This window comes from Novosphingobium resinovorum (genome assembly GCF_036352595.1).
GTDB classification, from domain to species: domain Bacteria; phylum Pseudomonadota; class Alphaproteobacteria; order Sphingomonadales; family Sphingomonadaceae; genus Novosphingobium; species Novosphingobium resinovorum_B.
This window is the reverse complement of the sequence record NZ_JAZFAX010000061.1, coordinates 1-14,533: the sequence shown is the minus strand read 5'-3', so window position 1 is coordinate 14,533 and position 14,533 is coordinate 1. Positions and strand designations below refer to the sequence as shown.

Here is a 14,533-nt window from a genome sequence, read left to right as displayed (position 1 = left end):
ACAACCTCGTCATCCGCGGCAAGATCTTCGGCGCCATGCCGATGGTCGCCAAGGTGACCCCCGCCGAAGCCCGCGCCGCGCTCAGGCTGCTGGATGCGAAGACCATATGGTTCCTCCTCACCCTGCTTTTCCGCAAGGGCGAGTGAGGCACCCGGGCGGGGTGGCTCCTGTCCCGGCCACCCCGCCGCACCATCGGCGCGCTCGATAGGTGCGATCCCAGAACTTGCGATTTTCCCGTGGCGCCAACGGCCCCACAACGGCAACATTGCCAGCCACAGGATCATGAAAAGATGAGCATCTTGGGAGTTGAAAGCGTCGTCTTCGGCGTCGCGGACATTGCCGAACATACCCGATTCTGGACCGACTTCGGCCTGCCCTTGGAATCAGCCGGAGGCGACGAGACGGTGTTTCGCCTCGCGTCCGGCAGCACGCTGGTGCTGCTGCGCCACGGCGACACGCGCCTGCCCTCCCCCGACCCGTTCCCCGGCGACGGCCTCAAGGAAACCGTCTGGGGCGTCGATACGGCGGAGAAACTTGAGCGGATCGCCGCCAGCCTCGCCGGCGAAGTCGCGGTGACGCGCGATGCGGACGGCACCGTCCACGCTGTCTGCCCGGACGGCCAGCCGATCGCGTTGCGGGTCTGGGCGAAGAAGACCTTCACCAGCGAGGCGAGCCCGGTCAACACCCCCGCCAGCCATCCGCGCTTCAACCAGCACCGCATCTGGCGCCACAAGGCGATCCCCAAGACGATCAACCATGTCGTGTTCTTCTCGCCCGACTACGTCGGCAGCTTCGAGTTCTACGAACGGCACTTCGGCTTCCGCTACGTCGATCACTCGAAGGGCGTGGGCATCTTCTCACGTGCCGGCTGCACCTACGAGCACCACTCGATCTTCTGGGTGAACTGCGACCTGCCGATCGCGCCCGATCACTTCAAGTTCATGCACATCGCCTTCGGCATGGACGACATCGACGAAGTCATGCTCGGCGCCAACATCATGGACAAGAAGGGCTGGAAGAACGAGACGATGAACAGTTCGGGCGGCATCTCCCGCCACCGCATCTCCAGCGCGATCTACTATTACTGCGACATGCCCGGCCATGCGGGCGAAGCCGAGTATCACGCCGATACCGACTACCTCGACGACAACTGGATTCCGCGTGCGTGGGACTTCCGCTTCGGCTCGCTGCTGTGGTCGAACAATGCGCCGCCGATCTTCAGGGGCGACGACATTCCCTGGGACATGACCTTCGACGCCGACCGCAAAAGCTTCGAACCGTTCCGCAAGGCCAAGGCGGGCAAGCAGCCGGTGGACGGCACGCTCGCCGAAATCACGCAGGACGACGAGCACGCGATCTGATGCAGTTTGCGGGCGGGAGCACAATGCCTCCCGCCCGCGATCCCTTTTCCCCTCGTTCGGTCAGATCACCCTGACGGTGTGTTCAACGGCCACGGCGCCCACGAAGAACGGGGAGGCCAGTTCGCGCCATGCCTGAAAGCCGTCGGAGCCGCGAAAGTCGACCATGTGCGCCTCCACGCTCTCCCAGCCGACGACGAGCCGGTAGCGTTCCGGGCTCTCGATCGAGCGTTCCAGCGCGAACGAGACGAAGCCCCGCGCTGCCTCGAAATGGGGCCTCGCCGCCGCTACCGCCGCCTCGAAACCCGCGCCGCGGGCGGGATCGATGGTGATCGTAGCGATTTCGTGGATCATGCGTCGGGCTCCTCGACGAACTCGATCAGGTTGCCCGCGCAGTCGCGGATGAAGCAGCCCTTGCCGAAGGCCTCACGCACGACGAACGCGACGTCCACCGCCTTGCCCTCCATCTCGACGAGGAATTCCTCCAGATCCACCACCCGGAAGGCCACGTGCTTGTTGCCGTGGGTCTTGAGGTCGCTGGGCGGAAAGCGGCGTTCCTCCGGCAGGGGCGCGGCGCCCTCCACCTCGAACAGTTCGAAACGCAGCGGCCCCTTGCGCACCATCGCGGCATGCGCCTTGGCCGGGGCGATGTAGAAGCGTTTCTCCACTTCGAAGCCCAGAACGCGGCCGTACCAGTCGATGGCATCCTCCAGGCTTGGCACGGACATGCCGCCGTGATGGAAGGAAAATGCGGCCATCAGCGCCCCTCTGCGGCCAGTTCCGCAAAAGTCTGTGCGCACCAGTCGGCGATGTAATCGCGCATGCCGGTGCCGTTGTCGGCGCCGCAATGCTCGATCTCGAAATCGGCCTTCGTGAACATGCGCATGTGGCGCTTGGGGCTGTTCACCGCCTGATCGTAGCTGAGCGGGGCGTTGTACGCCGGGATCTGGCGATCGTTCTCGCCGTGAGTGATGAGGAACGGCACGCGGATCTTTTCGACCTGCCCGGTGAGATCGACCTGATCGGTATATTCGAGCAGCGCATCGCGATCATCGAAGCCGAACACCCACTTCACATGATCCCAGTAGTGCGGCACCGGGTTCTCGCCCTCGTTCGCCACACGCTCGCGCTGGCGCTTGCCCCAGACGTGATTGGCGCCCATCACCGCGCAGAGCGCATAACGCGGCTCGTTCGCGGCGATGCGCGGCGCGTGATAGCCGCCGAACGAGAGGCCGAAGATGCCGATCCGGTCATGGTCCACATCGTCACGGGTCAGCAGGTATTCCAGCGCCGGCGTGCCCCAGCGCTCGCCGTCGAACACGGCGGGCAGGCCGCGCTTGCGGATCGCTTCGCCGGTGCCGGGCTGGTCGAGGAACAGCGTGTTCATGCCCCGCTCGAGGTTCGACTGGCCGTGGCCCGCCATGAACACCTGCTCCTTCATGGAATCGAGCCCGTTCACCGACACCAGCGTCGGGCGCGGCGTGCCCGAGCCGTCGTGGTGGAAGATCGCGGTATAGCTGCCGCCCTCGTAGGGAATCTCGACCTTCTCGACATGGATGCCGCGCAGCGCAGCGCCCTTGTGGAACAGCTCCATGCCTTTGTCGTAGGCAACCCAGCGCGGCGCGTAGTCGCGGCTCTGCATGCGCTCTGCGGCAAGGTAATAGCCCGAGGCGCGCAGGTACTTGGTGCCTGCCGAAAGCAGGAAGCCTTCGGCCTCGTCGGCGGCGGCATTGGCGGCGACCTGGTCGGCGACGCGGATCCAGCTGTCGAACATCTGCGCGGAACCGGCGTCGGCGCCCGCCTTGCTGGCTTCCATGATCGGCCGGTTGGCCTCGTCGATCTCGCCATGATTGCCCCCGCATACGAGCGCGAGGTTGGTGGCGAGGTTCCAGACGTAGTTTCCGGGAAACGGTTCGAACATGAGCTTTCCTGCGCTTGAACGGGCCTTTGCGACAGCAGCGGAGCGCTGCGCATCATGCTCTGCCCTAGGCTCCGGACAGGAATACAGACCAACGCATGTTATCGATGGCTTGGTATCGATCCTGTGCCGTTGTCGCCCGTCCCCCCGTCCGGTAGCCGACAACGATGAACACGCCGCCACCCTGATCGGCGCCCGGGAGATTGCTGGAAGATGCGACTGGCCACACTGGATAACGGCAGGCCGGATGGGCGCCTCGTCGTCGTTTCACCCGATGGCGCGTCCTGCGCCGCTGCGCCCGCCGCCACCCTCCAGCACGCGATGGAGAACTGGGGCACGCTGGCCCCTGCCCTCGCCGCGATCACGGACTATCCCGAGACGCTCGATCCCGCGACCTTGCGCGCGCCGCTGCCCCGCGCGTGGCAGTGGCTCGACGGCTCGGCCTTCGCCTGTCACGGCGAACTGATGGACAAGGCCCTCGGCGTGGTTCCGGTCAAGACCGGTAAGCCGCTGATGTATCAGGGCACGTCCGACAAGTTCTACGGCCCGGCAGAGGACGTGCGCTTTCCTACCGAGGAGTTCGGCATCGATTTCGAGGGCGAGTTCGGCGTGATTGTCGATGCCGTGCCGATGGGCACTTCGGCGCAGGATTGCCTCGGGCATATCCGCCTGATCGTCCAGATCAACGACTGGTCGCTGCGCAAGCTGGCCGGGCCGGAGATGAAGACCGGCTTCGGCTGGGTCCAGGCCAAGCCGCCCTGCTCGGTGGCCCCCTTCGCCGTCACCCCGGACGAACTGGGCGAGCAATGGCGTGACGGGCGGGTCTGCGCCGACCTTCTGGTGGACTGGAACGGCCGCCGCTTCGGCGCCGCCAACGGCGCGCCAATGGACCACGGCTTCCACGAACTAGTCGCCCACGCCTGCGCCACGCGCGATCTGGTAGCGGGCACGGTTATCGGGTCGGGCACAGTTTCCAACCCCAACTACCGCGAGATCGGCTCTTCCTGCATCGCCGAGCGGCGCGGCATCGAACTGGTCGACTTCGGCGAGCCGCGCACCGATTTCATGCGCTTCGGCGACACCGTCCGCATGCAGGGTACCCTGGCCGACGGCAGTGCGCCGTTCGGCGTCATCGAACAGAAGGTGGTGAGGGCATGAGCGCAATTCTTTCCGATTCCGGCCTGCCCGGCGTACAGCGCGTGGTCACCGGCCACGACGACAACGGCCGCGCGGTGTTCCGCTCCGAAGACGTGAGCGCTCCGCGCACGGTGCCTTCGGGCGATGCGGCGATGCTGACCATCTGGAGCACCGAGACCGTCCCCGCCGACAACAACGACGAGACCGACGGGCGCGACCGCCCGACCGGCGTGACGCTGAACGGGGGCTCGGTGATCCGCATCGTGGACATGCTACCCCATGCGCAGAGCCCGATGCACCGCACCAACTCGATCGACTACGGCATCGTGCTGAAGGGCGAGATCGAGCTGGAACTGGAAGACGGGCAGAAGCGCACGGTCCACGAAGGCGGGATCATCGTCCAGCGCGGCACCAACCACTTGTGGCGCAACACCACCGATCAGGTCTGCCGCATCGCCTTCATCCTGATCGAGGCGCCTGCCTACCTGCACAACGGCGTCCCGCTCGACGAAGCCAAGCCGGAACAGGTCGATCCTTCCTACGCACGCGCCGGACACGCCTGATCGCAGCCGCTGGTGCGGGGCTGGGGCAAGCGTATGCCTGATATGCGAACAGCCTCGTATCAGCGGTTTACCAAGGGCCTATTCTCGCCGGTATAGATAAAACCGGAGGGGAAGATGATCCGTACGATTCTCGCGTGCTCGACCTGCATCGCGAGCCTTGGCATCGCGCCGCTGGCGCTCGCACAATCAGCGCAGGCCGAAGACAACACCGTCCAGGGTATCCAGGACATCGTCGTCACCGCCGAGCGGCGCGAGGCGAGCGTGCAGCGCAGCGCCGTCGCGATCTCGGTCATCAGTGCCGACGATCTGGAACGCGGCGGCGTCTCCAACGCCTCGGCCCTGCTCGATTCCGTGCCCGGGCTCGACATCACGCGCTCTAACATCAACGCCAACATCTCGCTGCGCGGCCTCGGCGGCGGCGGATCGACGCAATATGCGGACCCGGTCGTCGGCCTCAACGTCGGCGGGGTGCCGCTCAGCCGCACGTTCTCGGCCGCCTCGGCGATGTACGACCTCGCCCGCGTCGAAGTGCTTAAAGGTCCGCAGGGCACGCTCTACGGCCGCAACGCGACGGTCGGCGCGGTGAACCTCATTCCCAACAAGCCCACCTTCACCCTCTCGGGCAAGGCCGGGGTCGAAGTCGGCAACTACGACGCCTTCCGCAGCAACGCGATGATCAACGTGCCGCTGGGCGACACGGTCGCGGTGCGCGCCGCCGGGCAGACCAACTTCCACGACGGCTACCTCAGCAACGGCTACGACGATGCCGACAACAAGGCGGGCCGCCTCAGTGTGCTGTTCGAGCCGGGCAGCGACTTCTCCGCGCTCGTCTGGCTCGACTACTATCGCGACCGCTCGCACGGTCCTGGAACGGTGCTGCGCTACCAGACCGCCGGACAGGAATGGGCGGTGCCGGGCAACCCGTGGTACTCCTTCGCGCCCGCTGGCTGCGGCACCCCCGCGCTGTGCCCGACCTGGGGCGACAGCGCCGGGCAGACCTTCAACGACGCCTTCAAGTCGCAGTCGGTGGTCGGCGACGACGGCTTCGTCCACCTGACCCAGCGCATCCTTGCGGGCGAGCTGACCTGGCATACCGGCATCGGCACGCTGACCGTGGTGCCCGCCAACGTCACCACGGCCGCCGACACCCGCACGTATTCGGGCGGCCTCACCTACACGCTGCGCAACCGCACCTACCAGAACTCGGTCGAGGCGCGCCTCGCCTCGGACGGCAACGGCCCGTTCAAGTGGCTGGTCGGCGGCATCTACTTCTACGAACACATCAATTCCAACCAGCAGACCTTCGAGCCCAACGGCTTCCAGATCATCACCAGCCCCAACCTGACCGACGAGAGCGTCGGCGTCTTCGCGCAGGCGACCTATTCGGTGCTCGACCGGCTGCGGCTGACCGGCGGCGTGCGCTATACCTCGGAAACCAAGAAGCAGGACGGGTTCAGCCTGCTGACGGGCGCCTTCACCACTGCCACGTGCCCTTCGCCCGGCGTGGTCGTATCCGGCGCGACGACGGCCTACGGGCACTATTACCCCAACGGCTACTGCCAGGTGCCCAACGAGGGACGGCTGCACTTCACCAACGTCAGCTGGAAGGCGGGCCTGGAGTTCGACGCGGCCGAACGATCGCTTCTCTACGCCAACGTCTCGACCGGCTTCAAGGCGGGCGGCTTCGCCCCGGCCCTGCCGCCCAACACATACAAGCCCGAGAAGCTGACCGCGTTCCAGATCGGATCGAAGAACCGCTTCCTCGACAACCGCCTGCAGTTCAACGTCGAGGCGTTCTACTGGAAGTACAAGAACCAGCAGGTCAACGTGCTGCAGACGCTGCACCCGGCGGGCCAGTCGGCCTATCCGGTCAACGTCGACGGCGACCTGAAAGGCGCGGAAGCGAACATCGTCGCCCAGCCGCTGAACAACACGACGCTGACCTTCGACGTACTCTACGCGCGCGGCAAGTACGACATCTATCCCACCGCCGTCTCCTCCACCGGCACGCTCGGCGGGTTGACCGACTTCCCGCGCATCAACCTGCCGCGCTGGTCGGGCACGGTGAAGGCGCAGCAGGTCATACCGGTGGGGGCAAGCGAGTTCGTGCTGGCGGGCGACATGCACTTCGAATCGAAGGCCAACCTGCGCCCGGTCGCAGCCGAGAATTTGCGCCCCGGCGACATCCGCGACGCCTTCGCCACGTTCAACGCCTCGCTGACGTGGAACGCGCCGGGGGATCGCTACAGCGTCTCCGCCTTCGTCAACAACATCACGAACGAGGCGATCATCGGCACCGGCACGGGCAGCGGCAACGTGGGTCCGGGCACGTTCTACCGCCCCTCCACCAACCCCGCCGACGCGCGCATGGTGACGCTGCAACCGCCGCGCACTTACGGCGTGCGGGTTTCGGCGAGCTTCTGATTCGAAACCGTGAGTGAGAACCTGCGGCCGGCACCCGCTCTCAAGGACCCGCTCTCAAGGAAGGTTGCGCGCTGGCTGGCTGGCATGGAGTTTCCCATGAAACCTTCGAACCTGGCGCGGCGCCCGTTGCTGCTCGCACTGATAGCGGCAAGCCTACTCCCGTCGACGATGGCCAAGGCACGGCCGGCGCCGTTGCAACGCTACTACGCTCTCGTCTTTACCAATCCCGCACCGGGCCGCGAGGAGGACTTCAACCGCTGGTACGACACGCAACACGCGCCCGATGTCGTCTCGATCCCCGGGTTCGTGAGTGCCCAGCGCTACGTCCGCAATGAGGAGCAACTGCGACCAGGCATATCGGTCGACGCGCCAGACAGCCCGCGCTATCTCGTGGTCTATGAGATCGTCACGCGCGACCTGGCCGGAGTCTATGTCGAGGTCAACCGCCGCGCCGCAGACGGGCGTACCCGCATGAGCGACGCGATTGCCCGCACCGGGGGGATGAATGTGACCTACCGCGCCACCCAGCAGCGCCATTGGGCGCTGCCGGGCGGCGCGAACGCCTGGTTGCACATCGTCATGGCCAACCCCAGACCGGGCGAAGCAGATGCGCTTGAGCGCTGGTATGCCCGTCACCACGCGCCGGACATGATCGCACTGCCCGGCTTCACCGGTTACCAGTTGGGAATCGCCGCCCCTGTGCAGATGACGACTAATCCCGCGCCACGCCAGAGGGTGGCGCTGTTCGCCATCGCAGCGCCCGCGCTGGCTCCGACGATCGCAAGCTTCCGCACGGCCGCTCCGCATATGACGCGAGGGCCGGACATGCGGGACCTGTGGGGTTTCACCTATCGCCCGATCGGACCGAGGCTATTGGGGGATGCGGTGCGAAAGGGGCGCGGATGGGGCGGTGTACCGCCGGTACGCGCCCCCATTTCCGGCCGGTGTGCTCAAGCGCAAGTCTGCTCAGGCCGATGAGGAGCCCGGGCAGCGATCGTCGCTCACCGCCTGACACTTTCAGGGACCGGCACGGCTTCCCCTGTCGTAGCTTCGCCGTCCTCTCCTGTTTCAGGTGAGGTCGTGCTGCTGACACGAGCGCTGCACGGTTCAGTCTTCGCTACCCCAGGAAACGATGGGCGATGCCGCCACCCGTTCCCTTAACGTGACGCTGGGATGAAAACTGACCACGCGCCGCGCTGAGACCTCATGCTCCACGCCAGTTCTCGAATTTCGTCCGACGCGCGCCGCCTTGTCATTGAGATGGAACGTTCCAAAATTGACGATCTTGACGTATTCGCCCCGTTCAAGCGCGCCAGCGAGCCGCTCGACTATTCCCTCAACCATGACCAGTCCCTTAGTGTGCGACAGCCCCAACTCGCGCTGGATGGCCCGTGCAATATCGGCCCTGGTAAGCGTGACGGTGCGTCTGATCACCTGCGAATCCCTTTTTCCAGTCAACATATAAGACCAGAGCATTCCCGCATAATGAAGCACTTGATAGCCAGGCTGGAGCCCCTGGGCGGACGAGGCCTGCGATCTCGCCTCCAATCTCGCCCCTCTGCCACAATCCCGGATTGAACCAACCGTGCACAACGAAGACCTGCCGGCGGTCTTTCAACATTTTAACTTCGTGCCGGATGCGAGGAATGACACCGGCATCTGTTGGCAGGTCGGTGTCGGAATAGGAGAAATCATGAGGCGCTTACTCATACCGCTTCGCTATTGGCGCCGTGACAAACTCCGCCACGTCATAACATATTGTGAAGGCGGTGTTTACAGGCGGATAGATGAGAACCGGGCGCTTCTTGAGACCCTTCATGACAGCTTTCCAGCCTTCATTTCTGAAAACCGCTGGATCGAGGGATGGCTAGAAGCGCAGGATATTTTCCTCACCCAACTTGCCCAAGCTGCGCAAATTCGCACGAAAAAGGGCATCAGCGCATCAACGCCTCGCCCATGGCCTGGACGTGGACGCCGTCATCGAAATGGCGGCGTCGATACGCCGTCGCATGACCATCGAAAGGGTAGCGCTTGAGACGCGCGCCGAGATCGCTTCTCGGCCGCCCCAAGGGACATGAACCTGTCCCTTGGGGCCGACCCGGCTTCCGCTGACGCGGTCCTTGACGCAGGGCAAGCGCCCCTATCTCGGGTTGGCGGGAGCGTTGGGCGTCATGAAGGGGTTCTGGGACCCCGACGGCACCAGATAGAACATCAGCATCATACCCTGAATCTTGCCATCATAGATGCGATACACCGCCGAGCTGAAGCTGGTGACGGGTGTCGGCCGGAGTGACGGGCGCGCCTTTTCTCCAGCATCCTTGAGGCTTTCGAGAGCCGGAGCGTCATCCGTGAGAGAATCGGGGACTTCCACGGATTCGGTGGGAGTCGTCACGTGATAGGGCAACACGTGCGCCTGGATGGTGCCGCGTGTGACGACGATACCCTGCTCTTCGTCGATGATATCCACGCGTGCGTTGGGATCCTGCGGCCGCTTGGGGCTTCCCCCGCCGCAGGGAATCGGCACTGTGCCATCGGGATTGCGCACATATGCCTTTCCAGCCTTCTGCGGCGCCGGCTTGCCGGGAACAACTGCCGGGCCGATCGCGGCCCAGACCTTGGGATGCTCGGCGACGAACTTGCCCTGTTCCATGAGCACGCAGTCGGGCGATCCCGGCGGCGGCGAGAAGGCACTGTCGAATTTGCTACGGCCCACAGTGAACAGCTCTTCCCTTTGGGGTAGGCGGTTCTTCGCGACCGTCTGAGTCCATTCAACCGGAAGCGGGGTCGGACTGCCACCCTGAGTGTAGGTAACGCCGTCCTGGCCCCGCGTACGATTGGTGTAGAGCTCGATTTCGCTGAGCTGGCGATTGACGACCTTGAGACGGCCGAACAGGACGTTTTCCTTACCGCCCTCATCCACCGTAGTGATGGCATAGACCTGCGACGAGACAGGGTCGACGATCAGGAAGCGGCTCCTGACCGCATCGACCGTACGCCAGATCGTCATCGAGGAGGGGCTAGAGGCAACGCCGTTTTCGGTGGCCTGATAGACCTGGCTGAGCGGAACTTCGCTTTCGCGCTTGTGCACCAGAGCATCAAGGAAAGTGTTGGTGATCGCCTTCAGGCAGGCGCGATCACAGGCGGACGGCGTGTTTGCGGAAGGCGGCGCTGCGGGCGCCGCAACGGCGGATCCTGCGAGAATCGCCGATCCCACGAGGATCGCGGCGCCAAGATAGCCATAGTGTCGGCGCGCGAGTCGAGCGATGCCAGTGTGTGAAGCGATCATATGTTTCTCCCTTGAAGAATGTCAGCATCGTTCGTACCCGCCGATGCGCGGATCACCGGCGCTGATCGCAGCGGCCACCCGCCGTTCGGTGCGCCTGGTGCTGCCGCACGGCAGCGGCCGAAAGCTCGGGTCCGATCGCGCGGAACGTGTAGCCGAATGTCCGGCTTCGATCGAAGGAAGCGGGAGGAACATCCAACCTCTTCGTTCCCTCGAACATCTCCCGCAGATCAGCAGTGCGAAGCCGAAACAGCGCGAGATATCGCGACGTCCCATATTGCGGTGCAAGGGTCATGTGGTTAGCGACACCGCGCTGGCCCTCGATGAATCCGGGGACCTGCAGAAGCTGTGGCTGGTGAACCTGATCGTACCATCCGTTAAAAGCCGCATCCTGACCCCGAACGGCGTCGCCCAGTACGATCTGAATATAGTCGCGCTGCCCCGGCCGGGGGGTTTTCCGCGTCCCCGCTCGGGCGCGGCCGGTCAGTTTGAACGTGTACATCCGGACGTCCGCACCCAGCGCCGCACTGGTACGCAGATTGCCGCAACGGGCGCGTCTTGCCATGGCTTCCCGAACGCTGCGAAGGTCGTTTGTCCTTACGCGATAGAGCGCAAGATAGCGGGGCACGGAACAATCGGGGATGCGCAATTGAATATCCGCCAGCTCGAAACGCTGCGCGCTCACGAAGCCGGTAACGGAGACGACGTCCGGCAGATGGATTTCATTGTACCATCGCTGATATGCCTTCTCCATTCCGGCCGTGGGATGGCTGAACACCAGGAACAGATAATCGTTCGGCTCTCCGCCGCGCGGCGCGGCAGAAGCCGTCGCACTACCCACCAGAGCGCCCAGCCAGAGCAATGAAAATTTCCGGCCTGTGCGGACAAAGCCGGGATGGAGGCGGCGGCGTCCAACTATCGTTCGCGGTACCTGTTCGCCGATCGCCATCACCCACTCTCCGATCGTCCATCTAATCGGGCTCAGAACGAGGCCGATACCTGTACCCCGTAGGTGCGGGGCGGCATCAGCATGCGCGCGCCGGCCCGCGACACCACACCCGTCAGGATCGCATTGTCCTCGATATTCTTCACGAAGCCCGAGATCGTGATATCGCTTCCGGCCGGCGAGAAATCGATCCGCGCATTGCTGCGCCAGAAGGCGGATTGACCGGAGATCAGCGGATAGCTGTATGAGGTGATGTAGATGCTGGAATATTTCGTGTCGGCGGCCAGAGTCAGCGTTCCCAGCGAGCCAATCTCGAAGTTCTGTTCCGCCGCCAGTTGCACGGTCCATTTGGGCGCATTGGCAAGGCTGCGATCGGTCAGCGTGGTGGTGGCCAGCACCGTGCAGGTCAACGTGGTCGAACAGCCCTGAGTCGCGGTGCCGGTCAGGTCCTGCGCGGTTCCCTCGTTGATTGTCAGAGCCGACAATTCACTATGCGTGTAGCCCACGCCAGCGCTGAGTGTCCCACCGTGCCATGGGCGCGTAACGACTTCGCCTTCGAAGCCATAGACACGGGCCTTGCCGGCGTTCGAAATGGCATTGGCGAACGACAGGATGGGCGAACAGGCTGCCGCGTTCTGGCAGCGGGCTGAATAGGTCGCCTGATAATCGGTGTAGTCATAGTCGAAGCCCTCGATGTTCACCTGCAACCGGTCATTGAAGAAGCGGTTCTTCACCCCCAGGGCGAGGGAGCGAATCTTCTCGGGCTTATAGGCATCGAATCGTTCGTCGAGCCCACCCGCCTTGAAGCCGGTGGTGATGTTTCCATACAAAAGCGAGCGTGGCGTGACGTCATATTCGAAGCCGGCCTTGTACGTCACAGAATCGAAAGAGGCCTTGCCCTCGATGTCGATGCCATAAGGGGCCGGCCTGCTGGTCAGTGATTTTCTGTCATGGGTGTAGCGGCCTCCAAGCGTTACGCGGAATCGATCGAACAGGGGAATGGTGACCTGCCCAAAGCCGGCTAGGGTCTCCACCCCCGATCCCGCCACCGAACCGTAGGCCACCGTCCGGCCGGTAAGGCTGGTCAGCGCCAACGGATTGTCAGTGTCCGCGTTCAAATAGAAAGCACCGACGACCCATTTGATCGGCGCGGACGGCAAGGACGCATAACGCGTTTCAAGTGAGAGCTGGGTCTCGTTGACGAGATTGACCGAGGCGACTGGGTTCGCTGCGATGACGATACGGTCATCATACTTCGTGTAACGCTGAACGGCAGGGACCACTGTCAGCACGCCCGGTCCGACCGTGAAATCTCCTTGCATATAGGCGCGCTTCTGCTTGACGCGGAACATGCCGGTAGCCTGCGCGGCATAATAGTCATCATTCTGGGCAAGCGCCTCAGATGGCTGAACTGCGCTGTCCCCATTCCTGTCGATGTCGACATATTCGAGGCCCACGAGGATGCGCACGTCATCGTTGGGCCTGAACAGAAATTTGCCGCGAATGGCCTTCTCATTGGCATCGTTGTAGCCGCTGGGATGGAGGTAGCCGTCCCGCAGGTTGGAATAGGCTGCGACTCGCACCGCGAATGTGTCGCTCAAGGGCAGATTGGCGGCTGCTTCGGCCTGGATCGCGTCGTAATTTCCATACGACAGCCGAATGCGGCCAGAAGGCCCATCAAGGTCCGGATCGTTCGAGATGATATTCACCGAACCGGCATTTGCATTACGTCCGTAGAGCGTGCCCTGGGGGCCGCGCAGCACCTCGATGCGCTGGATGTCGTAAATTGCGCCCAGCGGTGCGTCGGGCTGTTGCTGGTATATGCCATCGACGTTCAGATTGACCGACGGGCCGCCGATGTTGGGATCCTGCGCCGAGCCGATGCCGCGGATATAGACGCCGCCGCCATTGGCCGTACTCTGAACCACGGCTCCGATGGTGGATCGCAGCGCGTCATTGACGGTTGTGATGGATTGCCTTTCGAGCTGGTCGCCGGGCAGCGCCGTGATCGCCAGCGCCGTTCTCTGCGCTGTATTCGCGCGACGCTCGGCGGTGACGACAATTTCCTGGACGCCCCCTGTATCTGCGGTTGCGGAACTCTGATCGGCAACATCTTGAGCGCAGGCTCCCCCGCTGCCCAGCAGGAACAGCGCGAGCGGCGATGCCGCACATCCCAGCCACCGGATGTGACGATGAAAACCGGACCGGCTTGCGACAACCATGCAGTCTCTCCCTGGATGACGTTGCGCGTCATGAGCCGCCATGACGGGCGCGCAGCAGGGCGGCGTCCGTTCAGGCGGTGCGCTTTTTCAACTTTCTGATTTCTGCCTTTTTAGCGACCGGGGGCGGGGCTGCTATATCGCAAACCGAATAACAGCCTGCCGTTTGAGGCAGCGAACAGCACAATGGCAGTGTAAGTCTGCCTTTATAAATAAGAGGCTCGGTAGTGCGCAGTCCTATCGGGGCTCTGCCAATAGATCTTCGGCAATCCAGGCCGTTCACACCGCACCCCGCGCCCCGGGCCAAAACCTTTGCTTTTCCAAACCCATCAATCGCAAGAGGTTGCCGCCCAGCAGCGCGGCCCGGTCACCATCATCAATGCAGGGCAGCGCGGCGACAAGGCCATGGATGTCGTAATGCCCCATGTCGAACGGATAGTCGGTGCCGATGACGACGTTGGCGATGCCCACCCGCTCGATCAGCAGCGCCAGATCCTGCGCCTCGAACACCAGGCTGTCGAAATGGAGCCGCTTCAGATAGCTGCTGGGCCGGTGCTTGCAGGTGCAGGCGTCCGCCCGCTGCGCCCAGGCGTGGTCGGCGCGGCCCATGTGCGCGGGCAGGTAGCCGCCGCCGTGCGCCGCCACCACCTTCAGCCCCTGATGCCGGTCGAGCACCCCGCCGAAG

At 63.9% G+C, this 14,533-nt stretch carries 14 protein-coding genes; 6 read left to right on the top strand and 8 right to left on the bottom strand.

The window, feature by feature from the left end:
- The first annotated feature begins 290 nt into the window (after positions 1–290).
- Positions 291–1,361 carry a VOC family protein gene (locus V2S85_RS25710; RefSeq protein ID WP_330705637.1) on the top strand — a complete coding sequence of 357 codons (1,071 nt, stop codon included), beginning with the start codon at positions 291–293 and terminating at the stop codon, positions 1,359–1,361.
- A 60-nt stretch (positions 1,362–1,421) separates the two neighbouring features.
- Here V2S85_RS25710 and V2S85_RS25705 read toward each other — a convergent pair whose 3' ends face one another.
- From V2S85_RS25705 to V2S85_RS25695, 3 genes are read right to left on the bottom strand one after another with little or no spacing between them, the layout of a single operon-like run.
- Entirely contained in the window at positions 1,422–1,712 is a 291-nt protein-coding gene (locus V2S85_RS25705; protein WP_330705636.1) for an antibiotic biosynthesis monooxygenase family protein, read from the bottom strand.
- Positions 1,709–2,116 carry a VOC family protein gene (locus tag V2S85_RS25700; protein ID WP_330705635.1) on the bottom strand — a complete coding sequence of 136 codons (408 nt, stop codon included), beginning with the start codon at positions 2,114–2,116 and terminating at the stop codon, positions 1,709–1,711. Before V2S85_RS25700 ends, V2S85_RS25705 begins: the two co-directional genes overlap by 4 nt.
- Entirely contained in the window at positions 2,116–3,279 is a 1,164-nt protein-coding gene (locus V2S85_RS25695; RefSeq protein ID WP_330705634.1) for an alpha/beta hydrolase, read from the bottom strand. The genes V2S85_RS25700 and V2S85_RS25695 overlap by 1 nt, the downstream gene beginning before the upstream one ends.
- A gap of 210 nt (positions 3,280–3,489) precedes the next feature.
- Between V2S85_RS25695 and V2S85_RS25690 the strand changes: the two genes are divergently transcribed.
- The 4 genes from V2S85_RS25690 (at position 3,490) to V2S85_RS25675 (ending at position 8,378) form a co-directional block, all read left to right on the top strand.
- Positions 3,490–4,434, top strand: a complete 945-nt coding sequence (locus tag V2S85_RS25690) for a fumarylacetoacetate hydrolase family protein (protein WP_330705633.1) — start codon at positions 3,490–3,492, stop codon at positions 4,432–4,434.
- A complete protein-coding gene (locus tag V2S85_RS25685) occupies positions 4,431–4,976 on the top strand; it encodes a cupin domain-containing protein (protein ID WP_330705632.1) in 546 nt (181 codons plus the stop codon). The genes V2S85_RS25690 and V2S85_RS25685 overlap by 4 nt, the downstream gene beginning before the upstream one ends.
- 114 nt (positions 4,977–5,090) lie before the next feature.
- The gene (locus V2S85_RS25680; protein ID WP_330705631.1) at positions 5,091–7,400 is read left to right on the top strand and encodes a TonB-dependent receptor; all 2,310 of its coding nucleotides are present in this window, start codon (positions 5,091–5,093) and stop codon (positions 7,398–7,400) included.
- Between the two features lie 96 nt (positions 7,401–7,496).
- Positions 7,497–8,378, top strand: a complete 882-nt coding sequence (locus V2S85_RS25675) for a hypothetical protein (RefSeq protein WP_330705630.1) — start codon at positions 7,497–7,499, stop codon at positions 8,376–8,378.
- Between the two features lie 129 nt (positions 8,379–8,507).
- On the opposite strand, the gene V2S85_RS25670 is transcribed toward V2S85_RS25675, so the two are convergent.
- A complete protein-coding gene (locus tag V2S85_RS25670) occupies positions 8,508–8,834 on the bottom strand; it encodes an integration host factor subunit alpha (protein ID WP_419198237.1) in 327 nt (108 codons plus the stop codon).
- 151 nt (positions 8,835–8,985) lie between these two features.
- Between V2S85_RS25670 and V2S85_RS25665 the strand changes: the two genes are divergently transcribed.
- Positions 8,986–9,435: a hypothetical protein gene (locus tag V2S85_RS25665; protein ID WP_330705629.1), complete on the top strand. Its 450-nt coding sequence runs from the start codon at positions 8,986–8,988 to the stop codon at positions 9,433–9,435.
- 105 nt (positions 9,436–9,540) lie between these two features.
- On the opposite strand, the gene V2S85_RS25660 is transcribed toward V2S85_RS25665, so the two are convergent.
- From V2S85_RS25660 to V2S85_RS25645, 4 genes are all read right to left on the bottom strand, one after another.
- The gene (locus V2S85_RS25660; protein WP_330705628.1) at positions 9,541–10,686 is read right to left on the bottom strand and encodes a hypothetical protein; all 1,146 of its coding nucleotides are present in this window, start codon (positions 10,684–10,686) and stop codon (positions 9,541–9,543) included.
- Positions 10,687–10,738: 52 nt separating this feature from the next.
- On the bottom strand, positions 10,739–11,632 hold the full coding sequence (locus V2S85_RS25655; RefSeq protein WP_330705627.1) for a hypothetical protein: 894 nt from the start codon (positions 11,630–11,632) through the stop codon (positions 10,739–10,741).
- A gap of 32 nt (positions 11,633–11,664) precedes the next feature.
- A complete protein-coding gene (locus tag V2S85_RS25650) occupies positions 11,665–13,851 on the bottom strand; it encodes a TonB-dependent receptor (protein WP_330705626.1) in 2,187 nt (728 codons plus the stop codon).
- A gap of 276 nt (positions 13,852–14,127) precedes the next feature.
- Positions 14,128–14,533, bottom strand: a 406-nt coding sequence (locus V2S85_RS25645) for an amidohydrolase family protein (protein WP_330705625.1), incomplete at its 5' end; no start/stop codon positions are given.